Genomic DNA, 25783 nt, shown 5'->3' with positions numbered 1-25783 from the left:
TTTTAAGGATTAGTCCTTTAAATTTAAGCAACTAAAGCCTGAATTTTCAATCTAATTAGGTTTTAGTACAAGATTAACACCTAACTCTTTATTGATGCCTTTGCGACTTGCTGTACTGAAACCTGTAAGTTTTTAGGTAGAATGTTTTCTTTAGGTAAAACCGCTAAAAACCTATCGAAATTAGAATCGTAGATATTTTTAAAAACGAGGTTTTTATAACCTAAAACTTCACAAACCTCTTCAATAAAATCTTTTTGATGTACCAGATCGCTGCTTCCCAAATGAAAAACTCCCTGTTTTTTTCTATTAATGATATAATGAATTTGCTGGGTTACTTTTTCAATTTCAGTAACATTAATCACTACGTTTGGGAAAACTTCTATGGCTTCACCCAAATCTATAAGGGTTTTAATTTGCTTTAGTCGGGGAGAATTATGGCCAAAAACCATTGGTAAACGTAAAATGTTATACTTATCGTTTGGGAGCCTTAGCAGGGCATTTTCAATCTTAATTTTAAACCTGCCGTAAATACTTTGGGAAAGTGTTTTGTCATATTCATAAGAAGGGAAATTGGTAAAAGCATCAAACACATTGGCAGATGAAATAAATAGCAATTTACATTTATGAGTGAGGATGTAATTAATTATTTCAAAATGAGCGATTATTTGCGCATCAAAATTTCCCCGAACGGCAGAGATAATAATCGTAGGTTTTACATTTTGAAGCAGGATCTCAATATTTTCAGTTTCCATATCAAAATGATGAAACTGGTGATTTTCTTCAAAAACGCGGTTTGGAGTGTGGTAGGTACCGTGGGTATCAAAAAAGGAGCATAGCTCTTTATATAAGGCGTTGCCTATAAAGCCGCTTGCTCCTAAAATTAAAATTCGTTCCAAAAACTATCCTTTATAAAAGGGCAATTTCACCTGTACGGCCGGAATGGATTTTTTTCTAACTTTTATAAAAATCTTGTTGCCAAATTTAGCAACTTCCGAAGGCACGTAGCCTAAACCTATTCCTTTTTCCAGCGATGGTGACATTGTCCCAGAAGTTACTTCGCCAATAACCTTGCCATCTTCATCTTCAATTTCGTAACCCTGGCGCGGGATTCCACGTTCTTCCAATTCAAAGGCGATTAACTTTCGTTTTGGTCCTTCTTCTTTTTCTTTCTTTAAAGCTTCAGAATTAATAAAATCTTTGGTGAATTTGGTAATCCACCCCAATTTAGCTTCAATTGGCGAAGTGGTTTCGTCTATATCATTGCCATAGAGACAGAAGCCCATTTCCAGTCTTAAAGTATCACGTGCAGCTAAACCAATAGGTTTGATACCGTAGTCTTTCCCGGCTTCCATCACGCGATCCCAAATTTGCTCGGCATCTTCGTTTTTAAAATAGATCTCAAATCCGCCGCTGCCGGTATAACCTGTAGCCGAAATAATCACTTTATCTATTCCAGCAAATTCAGCAACTTCAAAAGTGTAGAATTTCATGTTAGAAAGATCTACATCGGTTAAAGATTGCATAGCTTCTGCCGCTTTTGGTCCCTGAATAGCCAAAAGTGAAAATTCGTCAGACATATCGCGCATCGTTGCATCCATAGTATTATGTTGCGCGATCCAGTTCCAGTCTTTATCTATGTTAGAAGCATTTACTACCAGCAAATATTTTTCAGAATTAATCCTGTATACAATTAAATCGTCAACAATTCCGCCGGTTTCGTTTGGCATTACTGTATATTGCGCTTTCCCGTCTACCAGTTTAGAAGCATCGTTAGTGGTAATTTTCTGAATAAGTTCCAGAGCCTTATCCCCGGTAATTAGGAATTCCCCCATATGGGAAACATCAAAAACACCTAATTTTTCACGAACGTTTTGGTGTTCAATATTCACACCTTCATAAGAAACAGGCATATTATAACCTGCAAAAGGTACCATTTTGGCATTTAATTCTTTATGTCTGGCAGCTAGGGCAACTTCTTTCATTTTTCTAAAATTTGGGCAAATTTATTGATTTCACTTTGAATACAATATTAAAAAAATACTTTTTATGAAGAATAGTTAACATAATAGGCTTAGCACGCAGTTTTATATTTAATAAGTTTCTGTATTAAACTTTTATTGGCAAAACTCCCCGAAATTTAAGTTTAGATTAAATTTTTAGAACAAAGCTTTCAGGCTTTAATTTGTAATTTTATGAATGTAATTATTCAACCTAACCAATTATGAAGATACTCTCTGCAGAACAATTAAAAGAAGCTGATGAAGTTACACTTAAGACTGAAGGAATTTCGAGCACACGTTTAATGGAACGTGCCGCAAGTCTTGTTTTTAACGAAATTCATACCCGACTTGAAGGTGCAGATATCAATATTAAAATTTTCTGCGGAATAGGAAATAACGGTGGCGACGGACTGGTGGTGGCGCGTTTACTTCATAAATACGGTTATAAGGTTGAAGTTTACGTGGTGAATTACAGCGAAAAACGATCTGATGATTTTCTGGTGAATTACGATCGCTATAAAAAAGAAAGCCATACCTGGCCTGAATTGATAAAACGAGAAGAAGATTTTCCTGAAATTTCTCCCGGTGATTTTGTGGTAGATGCCATTTTTGGAATTGGATTAAACCGCCCCGCTGAAGGCTGGCTTGCAAAATTGTTATTGCATATTAATGAATCTGGCGCATTTTGCCTGGCAGTAGATATGCCGTCAGGACTGTTTCCTGATAAAGTGCCGGCAGAAGATACGGCGGTGATTAAAGCAAATTATACCCTTACTTTCCAAACCCCTAAACTGGTATTTTTTCTGCCTCAAACTATGAAATATGCGGGTGAATTACAGGTTTTAGATATTGGTTTAAATCGCGGTTATTTAAAAGAAGTTAAAGCAATGGCGCAGCTTATTGGTAAACGTGAAGCCAGGCATCTTTATAAACCGCGTGATAAAAATTCTCATAAAGGAGACTATGGCCATACACTTGTAGTTGGTGGGAGTTATGGAAAAATTGGAAGTATAGTACTTTCGGCAAAATCTACATTAAGAGCGGGTGCCGGTTTATGTAGTGTTTTTGTCCCAAAATGTGGATACGAAATTTTACAATCTAGCTTTCCGGAAGCAATGGTAATTACAGATGAAAACGATAAAGAGCTCACCAATATTAAAACCGATCTGGAACCCGATGTGATTTGTTTTGGAATGGGAGCGGGGAAATCTTCTAATACGGTAAAAGCATTTAAAAACTTACTGGGAAGAATTAAAAACCCTATGCTAATTGATGCCGATGGATTAAATATGCTTTCTGAAAATAATGAATTACTGGGTTTGCTTCCTAAAAATTCGGTATTAACGCCGCATCCAAAGGAATTAGAAAGGCTAATAGGGAAGTGGAATGATGACTTTGAGAAGATTCATAAGATTGAGAAATTCACTAAAAAATATAAGATAATTCTGGTTTTAAAAGGAGCGCATAGCTTTGTATTTAGCGGAAAACATATTTATATAAATAACTCCGGAAATCCCGGGATGGCCACAGCGGGAAGTGGCGATGTCCTTTCAGGCATAATTGCCGGATTAATGGCTCAAAAATACGAACCCCTTGTGGCAGCAATTTTAGGCGTATATCTACACGGGCTCGCAGGGGATATTTGCGCTGAAGAAAGTGGTTGTGAAGCTTTAATTTCGGGAGACATAGGCGACAACCTGGGAAAAGCATTTTTAGCTTTAATGAAGGACGAAAAGAAGTGATAGATTCTTCTTTTAGAATTGTTTAAAACTTTTGGTTGAATAATTCTTAAAATTTTGATTTTAAATTTGGATTGCATCAGTAGAAATAGGAATTTTGGTCCGGAAATTAAAAGGATTTTATTTTATAGCCGAAATATTATTTTTAATCCTTTTTCGGAATAAAATTTAATCATTACTTATTTAATAAAATTTGCCTGAATTTACCGTAATTTCAATAAGTTCAGGATATTTCTCCATTATCTAAAATTGTAAGTTATGCAGTCTCATCATTATATCAGTTCAGCCATTTTAGATTTAGAAACCATTGAAGATATAATGGTAAATAAGAAGCAATTGGCACTTAGTGAAGAGGCTGAATCCAATATTCAGAAATCCAGAAAATACTTAAACAAAAAAATTACAGAAAGTGATACCCCGGTGTATGGAATAAATACCGGTTTTGGAGCTTTATGTAATGTAAAAATAAGTCCGGGCAAATTAACCGAGCTTCAGGAAAACCTGGTAAAATCTCACGCCTGCGGAACCGGCGATAAAGTAAATAAAGAGATTGTAAGGTTGATGCTTTTACTAAAAATTCAGTCTTTAAGCTATGGAAATTCCGGGATTGCCCTGGAAACTGTTTTAAGACTTTTAGATTTTTACAATCAGGATATTTTGCCGGTGGTATATGAGCAGGGTTCGTTGGGAGCTTCGGGCGATCTCGCTCCATTGGCGCATTTGGCCTTACCTTTAATTGGTGAAGGAGAGGTTTATTTTGAAGATAAAATAATTAGTGGGGAAGAATTACTGAAAAACCAAAATTGGGAAGCTTTAAAATTGCAATCTAAAGAGGGTTTAGCTTTGCTAAATGGAACGCAATTTATGAGCGCTCACGCCGTTTATGCCTTACTAAAATCTTATAAATTATCTTACTTGGCCGACCTTATTGGTTCGGTTTCCATAGATGCTTTTGATTGTAACTTATCTCCATTTGATGAGTTGGTTCATCTGGCAAGGCCCCATCGCGGACAAATAAAAACTGCCGAACGTATTCGTAGATTTTTAGAAGATAGCCAAATTGCTAAGAGCGAAAAGGAAAATGTACAGGACCCTTATAGTTTTAGATGTATCCCGCAGGTGCACGGTGCAAGTAAGGACACCTTGAGTTTCGTTAGAAAAACCATTAAAACCGAAATCAATTCGGTTACCGATAATCCTAATATTTTTATTGAAGAAGATAAGATTATTTCTGGAGGTAATTTTCACGGTCAGCCTCTGGCCCTGGCAGTAGATTATTTAGCAATTGCATTGGCAGAACTTGCCAATATTTCAGAAAGAAGAACTTATCAATTGGTTTCGGGGCTTCGCGGATTACCGGCATTTCTGGTTGAAAATCCAGGTTTAAATAGCGGTTTTATGATTCCGCAGTACACCGCAGCAAGTATAGTAAGCCAGAATAAACAACTTGCAGTACCGGCTTCGGTAGATTCCATTGTTTCTTCTAACGGGCAGGAAGATCACGTAAGTATGGGTGCAAACGGCGCAACAAAGCTCTTAAAAGTTGTAGAAAATTTAAATAGTGTACTGGCCATTGAACTTTTTAACGCTTCTCAAGCTATGCACTTTAGAGAGCCGGCAAAAACTTCGGCAATTCTAAGTGATGTTTTAAATGAATTTAGAGCCGAAGTTCCAATATTACATACCGATGTAACGATGGCGCCTTATATAAAGTCGGCTAAATCTTTTCTTGAAAATTTTAATTTTACTGAAAATTTCTTCGATTAAATTTCGAATTGAATCCAATTTATTGCCTGGTCTAAATTATCAAAAACCTCAAAAGAATTCTGAGTTTTATAAAACTGGCGTTCTACTTTGTGCGCATTTAACCGAATAAGTTCATTTTCACTTACTACGGCAATAGCTTTTAAATTTTGGGCCTGGGCAGATTCCCGGTAAACCATAGGATCTACTGCATAAGAATTTTTTCGGAAAGAAATATATCCATAGTCTTTCCCTTTAAATACCTCTTTTCCAATAGCTAATAATTCTTTGTTATTTTCGGCGGTAAAGAGAAGACCTTCGTTTAATTCGGCAATTAGGATATTTTGAAAAATGCGCACCTGCCCAAATTTCAATTCCATTATATCAGTAGTCATTAATGTAGGGATTAATTCTGTGCAAATTTAATATATTTCAGGGAATATATTAAAAAAAGGCTATTTGAAATGATTCTTTCAAATAGCCTCTTATAAAACTAAAAATTATTTAAAGCTCTAAGATTCAGTTTCTTTAACTGCTTTATCAATTTTTATAGTTAATTCATTTTTCTCTTCATCGAGATCCATAAAAATCTTATCACCTTCAGCTAATTTTGAAGTTATGATTTCTTCAGCAAGAGCATCTTCTATATATTTCTGAATCGCTCTGTTTAACGGTCTTGCGCCATATTGTTTATCGAATCCTTTTTCAGCAATAAAATCTTTTGCCTTATCACTTAAAGTTAATTTATAACCAAGGCTTCCAATTCTACTGAATAATTTCACTAATTCAATATCAATAATCTTATGAATATCTTCCCGTTCAAGACTGTTGAAGATCACAACATCATCAATCCTGTTTAAGAATTCTGGAGCAAATGCTTTTTTAAGCGCGTTTTCAATTACACTTCTTGCATTTTCATCGGCTTGAGAACGCTGGGAAGCGGTACCAAATCCAACTCCCTGGCCAAAATCTTTAAGTTTTCTTGCTCCAATATTAGAAGTCATGATGATTATAGTATTTCTAAAATCTATCTTTCTTCCAAGGCTATCGGTTAAATATCCGTCATCTAAAACCTGAAGCAGCATATTGAAAACATCTGGATGGGCTTTTTCTACCTCGTCCAGCAGAATAACCGCGTAAGGTTTTCTGCGTACTTTTTCGGTAAGCTGGCCACCTTCTTCGTAACCTACGTATCCGGGAGGTGCTCCCACTAATCTAGAAATGGCGAATTTCTCCATATATTCACTCATATCTATTCGAATAAGTGAATCGTCATTATCAAATAACTCGCGAGCAAGTACTTTAGCCAACTGTGTTTTTCCAACCCCGGTTTGACCTAAAAATATAAACGATCCAATGGGTTTGTTTGGATCTTTTAGACCCGCACGGTTTCTTTGAATGGCTTTTACCACTTTTCCAACCGCATCGTCCTGGCCAATAACTTTTCCTTTAATTTTCTTAGGAAGTTCAACCAGTTTATTGCTTTCGGTTTGGGCAATACGGTTAACAGGAACTCCGGTCATCATAGAAACAACATCAGCCACGCTATCTTCATCAACCGTTTCCTTATGTTTCTTAGATTCTTCTTCCCATTTTTCCTGGGCTATTTGTAGTTCTTTTTCAAGATTTTTCTCATCGTCCCTAAGTTTAGCAGCTTCTTCGTATTTCTGCTTTTTAACTACAGAATTTTTCTTTTCGCGCACTTCTTCCAGTTTACGCTCAAGGTCTAAAATCTGTTTTGGAACATCAATATTGGTGATATGTACACGGGCACCTGCTTCATCCAGCGCATCAATAGCTTTATCTGGAAGAAAACGATCGGTTAAATACCTGTTGGTTAAATTTACACAGGCTTCAATCGCTTCATCTGTATAAGATACGTTGTGGTGCTCTTCGTATTTATCTTTAATATTATTTAGAATTTCAATAGTTTCTTCAACTGAAGTAGGCTCAACAATAACCTTTTGGAACCTTCTTTCTAAAGCTCCATCCTTCTCAATATACTGCCTGTACTCATCTAAAGTAGTAGCACCTATACATTGAATTTCTCCTCTTGCAAGGGCGGGTTTAAACATATTGCTGGCATCCAGACTTCCGGTGGCGCCGCCAGCACCTACAATGGTATGAATCTCATCTATAAAAAGAATAATATCGTCATTCTTTTCAAGCTCGTTCATCACGGCTTTCATACGCTCCTCAAACTGGCCACGGTATTTGGTTCCTGCTACTAAACTGGCAAGATCCAGGGTTACCACACGTTTGTCAAACAATATTCTTGAAACTTTGCGTTGAATAATTCTAAGCGCTAAACCTTCTGCAATAGCCGATTTACCAACTCCGGGTTCACCAATTAGCAATGGGTTGTTTTTCTTTCTTCTACTTAAAATTTGAGAAACCCTTTCAATTTCCTTCTCACGCCCAACAACGGGATCAAGTTTATCATTTTCGGCCATCGCGGTTAAATCCCTTCCGAAGTTATCTAAAACGGGAGTTTTAGACTTTTTGGAAGTTTTGCCGGGGCCGCTGCCTCCTCCGCTAAACGGATTGTCTTTAGTAGCGTCATCGGTATTGCTATCGTCGTCAGAAAATGATTCGGCAGTAGGACTATCCTGAAAATCAGTTTCATCACTGGCAATCATATACTTAAATTGATCTTTAACCCCATCATAATCTATCTTAAGCTTATTAAGTAGTTTGGTGGTGGGATCGTTCTCATTTCTTAAAATACATAGCAATAGATGCGCAGTATTTATATTAGAACTTTGAAAAAGCTTTGCTTCTAAAAAAGTTGTTTTCAGGGCTCGCTCTGCCTGGCGGGTAAGGTGCAGGTTTCTTTTTTCGTTAGAAACCGCAGTAGACTCGGGATTGGCCGGGCTAAGTATTTCTACTTTGCGTCTTAAATGACTTAAATCTATATCTAAAGCATTTAAAATATCTATGGCTTTACCATCTCCATCTCGCAGCAAACCAAGCATAAGGTGTTCAGTTCCAATAAAATCGTGACCTAAACGCAATGCTTCTTCCTTGCTATATGCAATTACATCTTTTACTCTTGGTGAAAAATTATCATCCATCTTTATCTTCCTTTCTCTCTAATGATTTATTCAGTACAAAACTTTCAAAAATTGTACCTAATCCTATGATATTAGCTAATTGACAAAATTACTTTCAATATTCAAAGGGTAAAATAAGGAACTTATTAACGATAGCACACTAAATATTTGTTAATAAAATTTGGGTAAACAATACGCCAAACAGGGCTTGAACATCTATAAAATATGTAAATTGGCTCGTTAGATTAGAGAACTAAAATAAACTTTACAATATGGCTGAAGGAGAAAAGCTTATTCCTATAAATATTGAAGATGAAATGAAATCGGCCTACATTGATTATTCAATGTCGGTCATTGTGTCACGTGCTTTACCAGATGTTCGTGACGGGTTAAAACCGGTGCATCGCCGGGTATTGTACGGTATGTATGAACTTGGTGTGCTCTCTAACCGGTCTTATAAAAAATCGGCTAGGATTGTAGGGGAAGTGCTTGGTAAGTATCACCCTCACGGTGATTCTTCTGTTTACGATACTATGGTAAGGATGGCCCAGCACTGGAGCATGCGTTATATGCTTGTAGACGGGCAGGGTAACTTTGGGTCTGTAGATGGCGATAGCCCTGCAGCAATGCGTTATACCGAGGCCAGAATGCGAAAAATTAGTGAGGATATGCTCGCTGATATAGATAAGGAAACGGTAGATACCCAGCTAAACTTTGACGACTCTTTAAACGAGCCGGTGGTGATGCCAACGCGTATTCCCAACCTTCTTGTAAATGGTGCCAGCGGTATTGCTGTAGGTATGGCTACCAACATGGCACCTCATAATATTTCTGAAGTAATAGACGGAACCGTTGCATATATTGAAAACCACGATATTGAAGTAGAAGAGTTGATGGAGCATATAAAAGCTCCAGATTTTCCTACCGGCGGAATTATATATGGTTATGATGGTGTTCGTGAAGCTTTTAAAACCGGAAGAGGCCGTATTGTTATGCGCGCTAAATCTTCATTAGAAGAAATCAACGGAAAAGAGTTTTTAGTAGTTACTGAAATTCCTTACCAGGTGAACAAGGCAGATATGATCAAGAAAACTGCCGATCTTGTTAACGAAAAGAAAATTGAAGGGATTAGTCTTATTAGAGATGAATCTGATAGAAACGGGATGAGAATCGTTTATCAATTAAAACGAGATGCAATCCCCAATATAGTTTTAAATACCCTTTATAAACATACAGCTTTACAAACTTCTTTTAGTGTAAATAATATTGCCCTTGTAAAGGGAAGGCCAGAAATGCTTAACCTAAAAGATATTATTTATCATTTTGTAGAGCATAGACACGAGGTTGTTGTAAGAAGAACAGAATTTGAACTTAAAAAGGCCGAAGATAGGGCTCATATCCTTGAAGGTTTAATTATCGCTTCAGATAATATAGATGAGGTAATTGCATTAATTCGTTCTTCCAGCAATGCTGAAGAAGCCAGGAATAAATTAATTGAGCGCTTTGAATTAAGCGAATTGCAGGCAAAGGCCATTGTAGAAATGCGTTTACGCCAGCTTACCGGCCTGGAACAGGACAAACTTCGTGCAGAGTATGAAGAGATAATGAAAACCATAGAAGACCTTAAAGACATTTTGGCGCGAAAAGAACGCAGAATGCAGGTTATTAAGGACGAACTTCTTGAGATTAAAGAAAAATATGGCGACGAAAGACGTTCTACCATAGAATATTCTGGTGGCGATCTAAGTATAGAAGATATGATCCCAGATGAACGTGTGGTAATTACAATTTCTCACGCTGGTTACATAAAAAGGACTTCTTTAAACGAATATAAAACCCAAAACAGGGGAGGAGTTGGCCAAAAAGGTTCTAATACACGAAATGAAGATTTCTTAGAATATTTATTTTCTGGAACCAACCACCAGTATATGTTATTCTTTACTCAAAAAGGAAAATGTTTCTGGATGCGGGTTTACGAAATTCCTGAAGGCAGTAAAGCTTCAAAAGGTAGAGCGATTCAAAATCTTATAAATATAGATCCAGACGATCGCGTAAAAGCATTTATCTGTACTCAAGATCTTAAAGATGAAGAGTATATCAATAAGCATTATGTAATTATGGCCACTAAAAAAGGCCAGGTAAAGAAAACTTCTTTAGAGCAATATTCAAGACCTCGAACTAATGGTATTAACGCAATTACCATTAAAGAAGATGACGAATTGCTTGAAGCAAAGTTAACCAACGGGGATAGCCAGGTTATGCTTGCCGTAAGAAGTGGTAAAGCCATTAGGTTTGAAGAAGGAAAAACCAGGCCAATGGGAAGAAACGCTTCAGGGGTAAGAGGAATTACACTTGCCGACGATAAAGACGAAGTGGTAGGAATGATCTCAGTAGAAGATTTTAATTCTGATATTCTTGTAGTTTCTGAAAATGGATACGGGAAAAGATCAAGTCTTGAAGATTACAGAATTACCAACAGGGGAGGAAAAGGTGTCAAAACAATTTCCATTACCGAAAAAACCGGAAGTCTTGTTGCAATTAAAAATGTTTCAGATGATGAGGATATAATGATCATCAATAAATCTGGAATAGTAATACGAATGGAAGTTGCAAATCTTAGAGTTATGGGACGTGCAACTCAGGGTGTTAGATTAATCAATCTAAAAGGAAACGATGCCATTGCAGCTGTTGCAAAAGTACTGCACGATGAAGATGATGTTGAGTTGATGGAAGACGCCGAGAAGGCCGAAGATGCTGAAGAAAACCCAAATGGCACAACTATTGTAGACGATAGTGAAGAATAACTATAATAAAAACCAAAACAAGATGAAAACTAATATTTTTACTGTTGCGTTGTCATTATTATCGGTGGCTGCCGTTGCACAAAAAAGTGAGATTAGAGATGCAGGCGATGCCGTAGAAGATGGCAACTATGCAGAAGCCAAAACGCAATTACAAACTGCCGAGTCTATGCTCTCTGAAGCAAATGATAAATGGACAGAGAGATTCTACCTTTATAAAGGCCAGGCTTACTTAGGAAACGGAGAAAATGCTTCTCTGGAAGACCTGGAAGTTGCTGCAGAAGCTTTTCAGAAAGCCCAGGAAATGGGAAATGATGATGAAGCTGTACAGGGTTTTGACCAGGTAAGAAATGCTTTAGTACAAAGCGCGATTAACGATCAAAATACAGAGAATTACGAAAGTGCTTCAGATAAATTATATTACAGCTACCAGTTAAATAAGCAGGATACTCTTTATTTATACTATGCTGCGGCTAACTCGTTGAACGCTCAGGATTATACCACAGCTTTAGGTTACTATGAAGATCTAAAAGAATTAGGTTTTGATGGTTCTGGTGTAGAATATCTTGCCACCAATGTAGAAACTGGTGAACAGGAAGTAATGCAAAAAGAGCAACGTGATTTAATGATTAAAACGGGCGAGTACGAAAATCCTCAAGACCGTAAAATTCCTACTAAAAAAGGAGAGATTGCTAAAAATATTGCTTTAATCTATATCCAGGAAGGACAGGACGAAAAAGCAATTGAAGCTATCCAGGATGCTAAAGCAGAAAATCCTGACAATATTGCATTAATCCAGGCAGAAGCCGATGTTTATTACAGAATGGGTGATAAGGAAAAGTACAATGAGCTAATGCAGGAAATTGTAAAGAAAAATCCTAACGATCCTAACGTATATTACAACTTAGGTGTAACAGCTGCAGATTTAGGCAATAACGAACAGGCTATTGAATATTACGAAAAAGCTCTTGAAATTGATCCCGAAATGACCAATGCAAGAATGAATATTGTAGTGGCAATTTTAGCAAAAGAACGTGAGCTAATTGATGAGATGAATCAGCTTGGAATGAGTAAGGAAGATAACAAACGTTATGAGGAGCTGGAAGAAGAGCGTAAAGAGATTTACGAGGAAGCTGTTCCATACCTTGAAAAGGTAATTGAAAATGATCCTGAGAATGTTAACGCAATTAGAACTACTATTAATATCTATACCCAATTAGGTGAAGATGAAAAAGCTGCAGAGCTTAAAGCTCGTTTAGAGTAATTAAATCTTCTTAATTTATATTTTAAACCACCGGACTTCCGGTGGTTTTTTTATGCCGTATTTCTATTAAAAGACTGAAATTACATTAATTAAATTTCAGTATTCATTCAGGAAAAATTAAATCTACAGGAGATGAAACCAAATTTTTGATGGGATAAAAGCAACGATTTTCATTTAGCATAAATAATTTGATAACTTAGTTATAAGATAAAAATTATAATAGTATAAACTGCAGCCACTAAGCCGTGTGATATGTTATTAATCTTTACCATTAGTGCTTTAATTATTTTATCTGGCACTTTTTATAAAAAGCTGGAGAATCATTATATAACCGATCCCTTAATTGCATTAATTTTTGGAGTGATCCTGGGACCCAATTTATTTAACTTAATTTCCCTGGAGAATAGTAAATCTATGGATATTCTCAAAACCGCTACAGAATTTACCATGGCAGTTGCTCTTATGGCTACAGCATTACGAATCCCTTCTAACTACTTTAGAAAGCATTTCAAAACACAATCTATGGTTATTGTCTTTGGAATTTTAGGAATGTTCTTATGTAGTTCGTTACTTTTATTTTGGTTGTTGCCTTTATCGTTACCAGAAAGCTGCCTTATAGGAGCAATAATAACTCCTACAGACCCTGTGGTTGCATCTACAATGGTATCTGGTGAAAATGCAAAGAGATTTTTACCGGCAAGGATAAGAAATACAATTTCATTTGAATCTGGGGTGAATGATGGTTTGGTCTATCCGTTAATTCTATTAGTTTTCGCTTTAATATTTCCCGCGCAAAATTTACAAAACTGGATTTTAAAAGAATTCCTTTTTGCTACGGTTCTATGTGGTTTTGGTGCATTTGTTTTGGGTAAATTATTTGGGAAACTAATGCATAAGGCCCACGGGAAAGGCTGGATGTCTAATAAAGCAGTATTGCCTTTTTCTCTGGCGCTTGCATTCTTGCTATTATCTGGTTTTAATGCTGTAGATATGAATGGAATTTTTAGCGTCTTTATAGGAGGTTTTGCGTTTTCTTCTGAAATTTCTCAAAACGAAACCATCCAGGAGGAACGCGTTCAGGAATCTATGGATCGCGTTTTTACTATCCCGGTTTTCTTTATTTTTGGTTTACTTCTGCCCTGGAAAGATTGGATTGATTTAGGAATATGGACCTCAGTAAGCATAATATTGGTTATAATTTTATTCCGAAGAATTCCCAGTTTTCTTTTATTTCTTAGGCTAACTCCTCAATTTAAATCTAAGTTTAAAGATCAGCTATTAATTGGCTGGTTTGGTCCTATTGGCGTAGCTGCGCTTTATTATGCTATTGTAACTTTAGAAAAAACTAAGGATGATACTGCCTGGATTATTACTAGTTTAGTGGTAATGGCCTCTACGCTAATTCACGGTCTAAGCAGTTTGGCCTTTTCTAAGTGGTATGCTAAATTGGTTAATAAATCAAATAAATAATAGCCCGGTTTTTCCCCCATACCTTATTTAATTTCTTTTATAACTGAAGAATAGCTTCAGATTTTCCAATTATTTGCCGGGTAATTCCGTCTAATTCAGTAGCCGATTCATTTAAACCTTTAAATAAAAAATTACGTTCATCCTTATTTAGCTCTTCCCATGAAGTTTCTTTTACAATACTTAGAATTTTGGCCACCGGCGCCCTAACTAAATGAGACTGGATCCAGGTAATATTCTTTAATTCTTCGTTTTGTTTTTCAATTATTTTCTGGTGTTCAATTTCTTCCGTTATATCTGTAGCTACAATTATTGCGGCCCTTCGATTCATATAAGTAATTATTTTACTATCAATCTTCACCTGGATCTCTGCACCATTTCGTTTTAAATGGATAAAAATTCTATTTCCCGCCAACTTTTTTTCAGCTTTAAAATCTCGTAAAGAAGCCTCCATATTTAGAATTTGTTCTTTTGGCCTAATATCTTTTATGGTCATATTTAAGAATTCATCCTTAGAATATCCATAATGATTTATAGCCTTCTCGTTTACATCTAAAAACTGTAAGGTCTCTAAATCGTAGACCCAGGTAGGTTGGGGATTAAACTCAAATAAATCGAAATATAGTTGTTGCGATTTTTTTAGCATTTGCAAATTTGCTTTTCGCTCTACACTGTAAAGTATACTTTTATATAAAATATCAGGGTTTAGATTATCTTTAATTAAATAGTCTGAAGCACCTAAAGAAATAGCATCTAACGCAAATTCTTCAAAAACTTCTCCAGTTAATACAATAATAGGAATTTCAGTAAAAAGATGGCAAACTGTGTTTACAAGGTTATTTCCTTTATTATCGGGAAGGTTAAGATCTAGTAGAATAGCATCATATTCTGCACTTAACTCGTTCTCCTTTAATGCTGAAAATTTACTATACCGGGTTAGAGAATGCTCTGGTAATTTTTCTTTTAAATACTCAGAGATTAAATAATAATCTCCATCATTGTCCTCTATTAAGAGGAAATGGTAAGGTTTATTCTTAAACATAGTTGGAGTAGGGATAGATTTTCGGTTTAATTTTCTGATAATTCTAAGTACTAAATATCAAATATTTCTGAATAAATAAAAAGCTAAATATTTTAAAATCAGCAAAACTTATAAATAGTACAAGACATTAAAAATAATAAATTTTTAAACAGGATATTAATTGAATTTTTAAAGTAAGTAAATAACTTCAGAGCAAGCTCACGAAGCATTGTTATTGATTTCGATGCAAGCCTGGGAGTTTAGTCTCGATTATCGAGTAAATCTTATTTAAATGAAGTTATATAAGTTTTCTATGGATGAAAAGATTTCATTTTCATATTAAAATTGGATTATTAAGCGATTTGATTCATTTATTTTGAATATACAGAAAGCTATTTATTGAAGCTTTCTTATTATTTTTTTGATCAAAATACTATAATTTAAATTTTAGTCCGCAAAATTACTAAGCTCATAAAAACACTTTCCTTTCATCTATTTTTTACGTAAAAGTACTTAGTTTTAAGAAGGGTTTTATAAATTGTGTTTTCTAAGAATTAGAATTAAGATTAATCGTAATTGAAATGAAAACACTAATCAATATCCCAAAATGTACAATCGTTGGGGCTGGTCCTGGAGACCCAGACTTGCTGACTTTAAAAGCGATAAAAGTACTCAATAATGCAGGTGTAATACTTTACGACGCATTGGTAAATCCCGAAATTCTGGAACACGCACCCGGCGCTATAAAAATTTTTGTAGGAAAGAGGAAAGGGTGTCACGCTTATACCCAGGATCAGATAAACGAACTTATCGTGAAATTTGCCAAAGAAAATGGGAGCGTAGTGAGGTTAAAAGGAGGAGACCCATTTGTATTTGGACGCGGGAGCGAAGAAAAAAGATATGCCTGTGCACACGGGGTAGAAGTAGAAGTAATTCCTGGAATTTCTTCCGCTATTTCGGTTCCGGCATCTGTAGGAATTCCTGTTACAAAAAGACATATAGCCGAAAGTTTTTGGGTAATTACCGGGACTACTTCAGGGTATAAACTTTCTAAAGATGTGGCTCTGGCAGCTAAAACTTCTGCAACGGTGGTGATTTTGATGGGAGTGAGTAAACTCGCCCAAATTGTAGCTTTATATAAAAAAGAAGCTAAAGCAGAATTGCCAATTGCAATAGTCCAAAACGGTACGCGGAAAGATCAAAAGCTCGTTGCCGGAAATATTGCCAATATTGAAAACCTGGTAAAAAAATATAAAATAGGAACCCCGGCCATTATAATTATTGGGGAAGTGGTTAAGGAATGTGAGGCTTATAAAACAGGAGTGAACAATACAGAAATTGATGAATTTATCTTTCAGAATCTTAATTATCTCAATTTACCCCAAACTGCATAAATTATAGTTGATATTTAACTAAGCTTTTCCTGGATACGTTTTTCAAATGCTGACTTTGGAGCTTCACAAAGTGAACAAACGTAGGTTTCAGGAAGTTGATCAAAGCTGGTGCCGGCTGGTATTTCCTGAGTAATATCACCAAACTTTGCTTCGTAAATACTGAGACAGGCCGCACATTGCCAGATTTCTTTTTTCAATTTCTCTTTCTCTGGTTTTGATTCTGGTATATTTCTGGCCTTTTCTTCTTTCTCACCCAATTGGCTAAAGTACATTTTACTCAATTCTATGAGCAAACCGGGTAATTCAATTTTGTCTACATCCTGAACATGAATCACATAATTATGGGTATTAGGATCAAAATTTTGAGCATAAAGTAAATTGTAGGTGTCCCGTACTCCAATCTCATTTAGAATTTCTGGTGCTTGATTTTTTTCAATTACCACAGCAGTAAAATAGTTGCTTTTTTTGGTTGAATCAAAAATCCCGAAAGTCAATCCATAGGTGCTAATATCCTTTTGATCAAAATTTGAAACCAGGTATTTTTTTAGGTTTGCGGCTTCTTCGTTATCTACCGGAATATGCCAGTTTAGCTCTAACATAGAATGCCTCACATTAATTCCGTTTTTTCCCAGAAATTTCTCCCATTCAAGTTTGGTGTTTATTGGGATTCCTTTTACAATCAAAGATTTCCAGGGAGTAATTGATATTTTTCCAATTTTAGACTCAGCACATAAATCACACATTTCTTTGAGGAAACTGGTGTAATATTTATTATTTCGCCAATATAGTCCCAGCCAATAACTATCCATTCCAATCTTATTCATTCCCTCGTAATACGGAAAAGGTTGATATGGGATTTCAAGAGATTTATCAATTGTTCTATTATTGGTTTCAAGGGAATCACTTAACAAATTGAAGATCATTTCAACCTCCTCTGGTTCTTCCTGAAGCAATTCTTCAATTCCATACACAATTTCTCCCACGTCCCAGGTATAAATAAGCGCAGGATATACCTGCATTTTTGTCCATTCTGGTAGCCTAATGTACAGGTGCCAATAATCTTCGTGTTCTGATGCAATAAAATTTAGATGACCGGTAAATAAGGGAACCAGGCGTTGTTTGGGATCTGTAATATTTACTTTTAAATTGGGTGGATTTCTAAATTGTTCCAGCACATATAAATACCGGTCACCGGTAAGCCAATGTGTTCCCGAAAAAATGTCTGCAGCTACATAAGAAGAAACTATATTTTCAGCTCCCTCAGTTTTTGGCGGGATTATTTGATATTTATTTTCAGCAGAAAAATTTTCAACCTCAACATCTTTGGTAATCAAAATATCCTGGCGGGATCCCAGCGAAATAGAATCTGAACCCGATGCCTCAGCCAATTCTACAATTTCCTTTAATTCTGCAGGTGATAAAACTCCTCCTTTTATAATTATTCTTGAGAATGATTTTTTCATAAATATTCTAATTTATTTAAACTGAAGCCAGAGCTAAGCGAAAACTACCCGGCCACCAAAAGTTCCCTAACCTCGGTTTTACAACTTCCGCAGCCTAAACCGGCACCGGTTTCTTTGCAAAGTGTTGTAAAATCTTTATTTCCATTTTTAATGGCTTCCTGTAAGTTTCCGGCACCAACCTGGCTGCAGGAGCAAACCAGTTTTCCCTTTACCGGTTTACTGTTTCCTGAACCACGTAATAGAGTATCGCGCTTATCTGCCAATTCCATTTTACTTTCAATAAGCGTTTTAAATTGAGCAAATTCATTTTTATCACCCATTAAAATAGCGCCAACGAGTAGGTCATTTTTTACAATGCATTTTTTATAATATCGCTTACTAACATCGGTAAATACAATTTCCTCGTAAGCAGGGTCGTTCTCGTGGACATTTATATCTCCCACACTACAGAGGTCCAGGTTTTTAAATTTCAGGATATTCATTAGTATCGAGCCCCTGTAAATACTGCCAACATCGCCAGCTAAAAAGTTAGAAAGAACCTCGGCTTGCTCTTCGGCAGCAGAAGTGATCCCAAATAGTTGGCCTTTATACTCAGCAATTTCACCAATAGCAAATATATCTGGATTAGAGGTTTGTAAATGCTCATTTACTTTTACACCTCTCCCACAAGTGAGCCCGCTTTCCTTAGCAATTTCAATATTTGGCCGTGTGCCAATGGCATAGGCAATGGCGTGTGCATTAAGGATTTTCCCACTTTTGAGACTAATAGTTAATTCTCCGGGATTTTCTTTATCATCAAAAACAGTACTTACTTCGTTATCAAAATAAATATTAATTCCACGTTCCTGGACGTCCCTGGCCAGGAGCCTGCTAGAGAGTATATCAAGCTGACGCTCCATAAGGCGGGATGAACGTTGTACTATGGTAATATTTACATGCTCTTTTTGCAATGCAGCCGCGAGCTCTAACCCAAGCAAGCCACCGCCCACAATCACCACATGTTGTTCCTCTGGTGGTAAACCGGTATTTTCCAGATAGGTTTTAAAATCATCGGCATCTGCTTTACTTCTCATGGTAAATCTTCCCGGTGAATCCAGCTGAGCATCTTTTGGAACAAATGCCCTACTACCTGTAGCAATAATCAATTTATCAAAATGATGTTTATTCCCCCGGTGGTCTGTTACCGATTTTTCGTTTTTATCTATTTTAGAAATAGAACAGGCTTTATGAAGTTGAAGATTTAATTTTCCCAATTCAACTTCCTTAATTTTTAAAAGTTTTTCCCAGCTGAGTTCTTCCGTCACATATTCAGGTAGTAAAACACGATTGTAAAACGGATGTGCTTCTTCAGAAAATATGTACAACTCATCATCACTATTATGATACCGATAATTTTGAACAAACCTGAATGCTGCCGCTCCTGCACCGATAATTATTATTTTTTCTACCGGTTTTTTATATTTTGAAACCGAAACCCTGGTAAATTTGAAATCGGGTTCTTTTGATTGCGGATCAACGTGATTAAAAGTAAGGTTATTCGCCCGGTTAAGGTCACTTTGTAATTGTTTACCCCAATGCATTGGTAAAAACAAAACGCCAGGTCTTACGTCTTTAGTGATTTTTGCGCGTAGCCTAACATTTCCATTCTCACTTTCTACTTCCACGACCTCGCCATTTTTGATAAAATTCTTAATCCCATCTACCGGATTTATCTCTAATACCGGGGAAGAATAATGGGTTCTAAGTCGGGAAACCTTTCCGGTTTTGGTCATACTATGCCATTGATCCCGAACTCTTCCCGTTGTAAGGATTAATGGGAATTCTTCATCTGGTTGTGTAGAGGTGTTATTAATTGAAGCGGGAATATTAAAAATCGCTTTTTTAGATGCTGTGTAAAATTGGTGGTCTTCAAATAGCCTCTTAGTGCCGGGATGGCGATATTCAGGTACTGGCCATTGAAGACTCCCTTCGTTTTTGAGACGATCATAATTAAGATGGGAAATATCAATATTGGTACCTTTAGTCATTTCGCAATATTCCGCGTAAATTTCTTCTGTGGAATTATAGTTAAATTCAGAAAAGCCCATCCTTTGCGCGAAATCACAAAAAATTTCCACATCGGCGCGGGCTTCTCCGGGTGGGGTGAGGGCCTTTGGTAGATAAGAAATTCGTCTTTCAGAATTGGTCATTGTGCCTTCTTTCTCCATCCAGCCCGCGGCAGGTAATACTAAATCGGCATATTCCAGGGTGTCAGACTTATGTGAAATTTCCTGAACCACCACAAATTTGGCTTTTTTTAGTGCTGCTTCAGCTTTGCGAACATCGGGCAGGCTTACCATAGGATTTGTACAGGCAATCCAAACCGCTTTTAATTTTCCGTTTTCCAGGGCATCAAACATTTCAGTTGCTGTATATCCCGGTTTTTCTGAAATTTCATCAACTCCCCAAAAATCAGCCACTTCCTGCCTGTGATCAGGATTATTTAAATTTTTATGAACTGCTAATAAACTCGCCATTCCACCAACTTCCCGGCCACCCATGGCATTAGGTTGCCCTGTAAGAGAAAAAGGGCCATTACCGGGTTTTCCAACTTTTCCGGATATAAGAGAAAGGTTAAGCAGTGCAAAATTTTTATCGGTTCCCACAGAACTTTGATTAAGCCCCATAGCCCACATACTAATAAAGCCTTTAGAGCGACCTATCATTTCAGCTGCTTCTTTAATTTCTTCCACAGGAACGCCACATTCTTGAGCTGCTTTTTTAAGAGAAAGGGAATAGGCCTGTTTTTTATAATCCGGGAAATTTTCAGTATGCGTTTTTATAAATTTTTTATCGATATAACCTCTTTCAATTAAGCGGCGGCCAATGGCATTAAACAGAATAATATCTGTGCCGGGTATAAGTTGTAAGTGAAGGTCCGCGAAACGTGCAGAATCGGTTCTACGTGGGTCTACCACAATCACTTTCACTTCATCGGGGTTTTCTTCTTTATGCTTTTCAAGTCTTCGAAAGAGAATAGGATGGCACCAGGCAGGGTTTGCACCGGCGATTAAAAAACAATCGGCCAGTTCAATATCATCATAAGAAATCGGCACTGAATCTTCCCCGAATGTTTTTTTATAAGCTACTACCGCCGAGCTCATACATAAACGGGAATTGGTATCAATATTATTTGTACCCAGAAAACCTTTAGTGAGTTTATTGGCTATATAATACTCTTCAGTTAAGCATTGTCCCGAAACGTAGAATCCCACACTATCAGGTCCATATTTTTGGATAAGGGTTTTGAAAACGCGGGCAGCGCGATCAAGGCCCGTGTCCCAGCTTACCCGTTCGCGTGGATGGGATTTGCTCCAACGCATTTCGGGATGCATAATCCTGTCAGAAACATTGTTCGCAACATAATCAAGGTTCATCCCTTTAGAACAAAGCATTCCGCGGTTTACGGGATGGTCTTTATCACCTTTAACCGTAATTTTATTATCGAAGCTTTTTTGGGCTATAATACCACAGCCTACGCCGCAATAAGAGCAGGTGGTTTTAAATTCTTCTTTTTGTATTTTTTTCATAAACTCAGCGACAAAATATACTTAAACGCTGGTTACTAAGCGCTTATAATTTATTAAAAGAATGGATTATTTCTGCTAAATCCTTATAAAACAGAGGTGATTATTATAGGATTTTTAAGCGTTTTGATGCCTTAATTCTAATGCAGCTTCTTTTTCATCTTCCTTAGAAAACCGAATGGCTAAACTAATAAGACCTGCGGCCAGGATACTAAAACCAATCCAAAGAAATGCGTCTGAAATGGCTGCTGAAGATGCCGAAGCCCTTGCTGCTTCAACAATTTCATTATTTCGGCCTTCGTTAGCAGCAATTGCTGCTTCTTCGGCAGCAACCGATTTAATTTTTAGGAATAAAGCTGCGAAAAATGCTCCTACATTTCCGCCGGCCCCTACGATTCCAGAAATTGAACCTATAGCTTTTTTATTAATAAAAGGCACCACGGCGAAAGTAGCGCCCTCAGCCATTTGCACCGCTAAACTGAATGCAGTAAGGAGAACAATGGCTATAATAAGGCTACCGGCCATGGAGAATAACGAAAGTATAATACCTTCAGCAATTAGAATTAGGGTGAGAAAAAATACCCGGCCTTTTAATCCGCCTTTTTCTCCCGATTTATCGCCAAAATATCCGCCCAGGGTCCTGGCAAAAAGATTCATAAGTGCAAAGCCTAAAATAATGTTTCCGGCCGTTACCCGTTCAAGGTTAAAGGTATCTTGTAAATAACTGTCCATGGTACCGTAAACCGTAAGCTCAATACCAAAACACACACCGTAAACTACAAAGAGTATCCAGACGCGATAATCCTTAATAGCGGTTAAAAAGCCATTTTGATCTTTCTTAACGGGAATTCTTTTTCCCGATTTTTTTAGGGCTGAAAAATTTCCTTCTGGGGTGTCCTGGGTAAAGAAATAATAAACAAAGCCCATACTGAAACATGCCAGCCCTGCAACGATCATGGCATACCGCCAAACTTCGGCTTCTGCCACTCCAAAAGCAACGAGTGCAGCTGCAATTAAAGGCATTCCCAACCTGTTTGCACCACCACCCAGGTTGCCCCAACCGGCAGAAGTAGCATTGGCAGTCCCCACTACATTAGAGGCGAACATTAAGGAAGTATGCACTTGTGTAATTACAAATGAAGCTCCAATGAACCCCATAAATAAGCGACAAAGTTGAAATTGAAATGGCGTTTGAACCAGGCCGCAGAGTATGGTGGGAATGGCTCCCAACATTAATAACCAGGTATAGCAGAGCCTGGGCCCGTATTTATCACATAACTTACCAATTAACAGGCGGGCAAAGACTGTTCCCGATACCGCGAGAATAATAGCATTCCATTTTTGGGATGGGCTAAGGCCTAAATCTTTTTCTACCTGGGGCATAAAAGGCACTATTCCAAACCAGGAAAAAAAACAGATAAAAAAGGCAAATGCCGAAATCCAAAAGGTTCTTATTGGAATACTTTTTAAATTTCTTAAATCTAATTTTGTTGCTTTACCAGTGATCACATCATTCATAATACTTAGTTTTATGATTTAAAAATAAGTATAAATACTTAAAAAAATAAGTTAAGATGAATTAATACGAAAATTAAAAAATAGAGCCTTTAGAATTATAAATTTTTAAAAATAGGATGTTTAAAATATTAATCTTCAGGTAATAGAAGTGTTCCTGGAGGTGAGAACAGTAAAGAAGTTTAAATTTCGGGATAATTATTTGGAGAGGGGAATTTCCTTAAATTAATTTTAGCTCCCTGGATTTATGAGTAAGTTCCATAAGGTTTTTTACTTCTAATTTTTTCATCAAATTAAAGCGGTGAGCTTCTGCAGTTCGTTTACTTATTTTAAGCTCATCGCCAATTTCTTGGTTATTTTTTCCTTCTAAAATAAGTTCCAGGATTTGTTTCTCTCTTTTAGTGAGAATATTAAGTGCAGGATCCTGTTTTTGGGAACTTGTGTCTAAAGGCTTTTCCGAATTTCCATTCACAAAATTGTTCACAATTATTGCAGAAATATCGCCACTAAAATATTTTCCACCGTCGGCAATCTTATTAATGGCTTTAAGAAATTCTTCTTTGCTGGAGCCTTTAAGTAAATAACCATCTGCGCCGGCTTCTACGCATTGTACTACGTATTCGGTAGAATCGTGCATGGAAAGAACCAATGTTTTTACTTCAGGAAAATCTTTTTTTACTCTTTTCACTACTTCAATCCCGTTTAGCTCGGGCATTCTAATATCAACGATTAGTAAATCGGGAGCCTCTTTCTCAATAATTTCAAGGGCTTTTTTACCATTCGCTGCTTCATTCACCACACTTAGGTTTTCTTCATTTTCCAGTAAGGCAATAATACCATCGCGTACCAGTTCGTGATCATCGGCTAAAATAATTTTGGTATTACCCATCATATTTGTGTTTTATACGTACGAAAATACGCATTTTTAAATAGAAGTCTAATCTTGTTTTAGGGGAAGATTCAGCGTTACCCGTGTGCCTTCCCCGGGAGAGGAATTAATAAACAATCGGCTGTCTATAAATTTTACACGTTCTTTCATAAAAGTAAGTCCCATCCCACGATTGCCGCTTTTTTCTGAAGCAATACTTTCTGGATCAAAACCTTTACCATTATCCTCAATACTAATACTTAAAATTTCTTTGCTATGGCTTACACTTACAATAATATGGGTAGATTCGGCATATTTTATGGCATTATTTACGGCTTCCTGAGTAATGCGATAAAGGTTAATTTCAGTAATATTTCCCAGGCGCTGTGAAAAACCGGTTTTATTGAATAGAATAATATTTTTCCCGGTTAGTTTTGAGAGCTCTTCGGTGAGTTTTTGAAGCGCCGGTACTATTCCATGGTCTGTGAGTTCCGGTGGGGTGAGGTTGAAAGTAGCAGCGCGAACTCCCTGAATAATTCTTGTACTTAATTCCTTTAAACTTTCAATTTTGCTTTCGGCTTTTTCGGGATATTTAAAATCTATGCTTTCAAGGTTATATTTAAGTCCGGTTAGCATTTGGCCAATTCCGTCGTGAATATCTTTTGCAATTCGGTTCTGCTCGTTTTCCTGGTTTTCAATGATTTTTTTAGCAATTAAACCCTGTTGCCGCATTTTTTCTTCGTAACTCTTTCTCGTAAGTTCTTCAATTTTTAGCTGGGCTTCTTTATTTTTGGTGATATCTACGCCAATAATGGTAAGTTCGGTTTTATCTTTTTCGGGTTGAAAAGGAACGATAGATAATTCAAGCCAAATATCTTTTTTGTTTTTGGTAGTAGCTTTTACTTCTCCCTGCCAGCCAGATTTTTTATGAGCTGAAATGAGTTTTTCAATATTGAGTTGTTCATTTTCTTTAGGTGATAAAATTTCGGAGAATTTAGTCTTCATATTAAATTTTTTATACTGAAATAGCTTCGAAAACCGATCGCCTATATGTAAAACATCGCCGTTTGGGGTAATTCGGGCAAAAATTAAAATTTGATCCATTGCCTGCCCAAGTGCACGTAATTCTTTTACCGATTTTTCACGAGCTTCGCTTATGGCATCAGCATCACGCGCCATTTTTACGGCCCGGGATTCAGCGTGCATCAGGTTTTTAATATTGTTTTTAACCCCTTTAGCTGTTGGTAAGAAGATGAAGAAAAATTCAAGTAATAAAATTGAAAGCGTAATAATTGTTAAAAATAATTCCAGGTTTTGCAATTGTTCCACCCGGGTTTGTGCTTCTTCATCATATTGGTTTACTATAGCATCCATAAGACCAAGAAAATCCTCCTCATTTTCTTTGATTTCAGTAGTTTCAGCTGAAAAATCTTCTCCAGGACGTCCCGGATTTTCATCTATTTTCAGCAGTAAATTTTGCGATGCTGCCCTAATTCTCTCATAATAAGGCTGAATTTCACTGAATTTTTCTTCAATTTCATCACTCTGTGCTGAAGCGATATTTAAACTGTCGCTACCACGTTTTAAAACTTCATGAGAATGCGTCCAGCGAGTAAGACTTTCTTCGAGGTTTTGTGCAATTTTTTTACGCTTGTTTATGCTTTCGGTTTCAAGGAGTAAAAGGCTCTCTTTCGTGAGCTTTTGGCTCAACATTCTTTGGCGCCCCGAGATATTGATAAGTTTAGAATCTCCTTCCTGTTCTTCAAGGAATTTCCCGATAAATAACTGACTTATAATTACCGAAAGCGCAATGGCTGTTAGGGCCAGAATGTATAGCTTTTTAAGTTTTATAAAGGTATGTTGGTCTAGAGAGCTATGTGACGCCATTA

16 protein-coding genes are annotated in these 25783 nt (G+C 36.7%); 6 read left to right on the top strand and 10 right to left on the bottom strand.

Translation table 11 applies throughout. The annotated features are described in order from the left end of the window. Positions 1 to 80: 80 nt before the first annotated feature. Both B4F31_RS05355 and gcvT read right to left on the bottom strand, forming a co-directional pair. Positions 81 to 896: a sugar nucleotide-binding protein gene (locus tag B4F31_RS05355; protein ID WP_093306592.1), complete on the bottom strand. Its 816-nt coding sequence runs from the start codon at positions 894 to 896 to the stop codon at positions 81 to 83. Positions 897 to 899: 3 nt separating this feature from the next. Further along, positions 900 to 1982, bottom strand: a complete 1083-nt coding sequence (gene gcvT, locus B4F31_RS05350) for a glycine cleavage system aminomethyltransferase GcvT (protein WP_286760799.1) — start codon at positions 1980 to 1982, stop codon at positions 900 to 902. 239 nt (positions 1983 to 2221) lie between these two features. Here gcvT and B4F31_RS05345 point away from each other — a divergent pair, with 239 nt between their 5' ends. Together B4F31_RS05345 and hutH are read left to right on the top strand one after the other, a co-directional pair. Next, complete coding sequence (locus tag B4F31_RS05345; RefSeq protein ID WP_286760798.1) at positions 2222 to 3742, top strand: NAD(P)H-hydrate dehydratase; 1521 nt, start codon at positions 2222 to 2224, stop codon at positions 3740 to 3742. Positions 3743 to 3997: 255 nt separating this feature from the next. Next, the gene (gene hutH / locus B4F31_RS05340) at positions 3998 to 5506 is read left to right on the top strand and encodes a histidine ammonia-lyase (protein ID WP_286760797.1); all 1509 of its coding nucleotides are present in this window, start codon (positions 3998 to 4000) and stop codon (positions 5504 to 5506) included. On the opposite strand, the gene B4F31_RS05335 is transcribed toward hutH, so the two are convergent. Together B4F31_RS05335 and B4F31_RS05330 are read right to left on the bottom strand one after the other, a co-directional pair. After that, positions 5503 to 5877 carry a hypothetical protein gene (locus B4F31_RS05335; protein ID WP_286760796.1) on the bottom strand — a complete coding sequence of 125 codons (375 nt, stop codon included), beginning with the start codon at positions 5875 to 5877 and terminating at the stop codon, positions 5503 to 5505. The genes hutH and B4F31_RS05335 overlap by 4 nt on opposite strands. Before the next feature lie 117 nt (positions 5878 to 5994). Further along, entirely contained in the window at positions 5995 to 8556 is a 2562-nt protein-coding gene (locus B4F31_RS05330) for an ATP-dependent Clp protease ATP-binding subunit (RefSeq protein ID WP_286760795.1), read from the bottom strand. 251 nt (positions 8557 to 8807) lie between these two features. Between B4F31_RS05330 and gyrA the strand changes: the two genes are divergently transcribed. The 3 genes from gyrA (at position 8808) to B4F31_RS05315 (ending at position 14070) form a co-directional block, all read left to right on the top strand. Continuing rightward, positions 8808 to 11339: a DNA gyrase subunit A gene (gene gyrA / locus B4F31_RS05325; RefSeq protein ID WP_093306582.1), complete on the top strand. Its 2532-nt coding sequence runs from the start codon at positions 8808 to 8810 to the stop codon at positions 11337 to 11339. A 22-nt stretch (positions 11340 to 11361) separates the two neighbouring features. Continuing rightward, on the top strand, positions 11362 to 12600 hold the full coding sequence (locus B4F31_RS05320) for a tetratricopeptide repeat protein (protein WP_286760794.1): 1239 nt from the start codon (positions 11362 to 11364) through the stop codon (positions 12598 to 12600). A gap of 252 nt (positions 12601 to 12852) precedes the next feature. Beyond that, the gene (locus B4F31_RS05315) at positions 12853 to 14070 is read left to right on the top strand and encodes a cation:proton antiporter (RefSeq protein ID WP_286760793.1); all 1218 of its coding nucleotides are present in this window, start codon (positions 12853 to 12855) and stop codon (positions 14068 to 14070) included. Positions 14071 to 14107: 37 nt separating this feature from the next. On the opposite strand, the gene B4F31_RS05310 is transcribed toward B4F31_RS05315, so the two are convergent. Beyond that, entirely contained in the window at positions 14108 to 15109 is a 1002-nt protein-coding gene (locus tag B4F31_RS05310) for a PAS domain S-box protein (protein ID WP_286760792.1), read from the bottom strand. A 560-nt stretch (positions 15110 to 15669) separates the two neighbouring features. Here B4F31_RS05310 and cobA point away from each other — a divergent pair. After that, positions 15670 to 16482 carry a uroporphyrinogen-III C-methyltransferase gene (gene cobA, locus B4F31_RS05305; protein ID WP_286760791.1) on the top strand — a complete coding sequence of 271 codons (813 nt, stop codon included), beginning with the start codon at positions 15670 to 15672 and terminating at the stop codon, positions 16480 to 16482. Positions 16483 to 16496: 14 nt separating this feature from the next. On the opposite strand, the gene B4F31_RS05300 is transcribed toward cobA, so the two are convergent. From B4F31_RS05300 to B4F31_RS05280, 5 genes are all read right to left on the bottom strand, one after another. Further along, entirely contained in the window at positions 16497 to 17945 is a 1449-nt protein-coding gene (locus B4F31_RS05300; protein WP_286760790.1) for a rubredoxin, read from the bottom strand. 44 nt (positions 17946 to 17989) lie between these two features. After that, entirely contained in the window at positions 17990 to 21514 is a 3525-nt protein-coding gene (locus B4F31_RS05295) for a nitrate reductase (protein WP_286760789.1), read from the bottom strand. Between the two features lie 114 nt (positions 21515 to 21628). Then, the gene (locus B4F31_RS05290; RefSeq protein WP_286760788.1) at positions 21629 to 23029 is read right to left on the bottom strand and encodes an MFS transporter; all 1401 of its coding nucleotides are present in this window, start codon (positions 23027 to 23029) and stop codon (positions 21629 to 21631) included. Between the two features lie 217 nt (positions 23030 to 23246). Further along, entirely contained in the window at positions 23247 to 23915 is a 669-nt protein-coding gene (locus tag B4F31_RS05285; RefSeq protein WP_286760802.1) for a response regulator, read from the bottom strand. Positions 23916 to 23963: 48 nt separating this feature from the next. After that, positions 23964 to 25781 carry an ATP-binding protein gene (locus B4F31_RS05280; protein WP_286760787.1) on the bottom strand — a complete coding sequence of 606 codons (1818 nt, stop codon included), beginning with the start codon at positions 25779 to 25781 and terminating at the stop codon, positions 23964 to 23966. Positions 25782 to 25783 lie beyond the last annotated feature (2 nt).

This window comes from Salegentibacter sp. UBA1130, assembly GCF_002311535.1.
In the GTDB taxonomy this organism is placed as follows: domain Bacteria; phylum Bacteroidota; class Bacteroidia; order Flavobacteriales; family Flavobacteriaceae; genus Salegentibacter; species Salegentibacter agarivorans.
The sequence above is the reverse complement of the archived record's forward strand: the minus strand, read 5'-3'. Positions and strand labels throughout refer to the sequence as shown.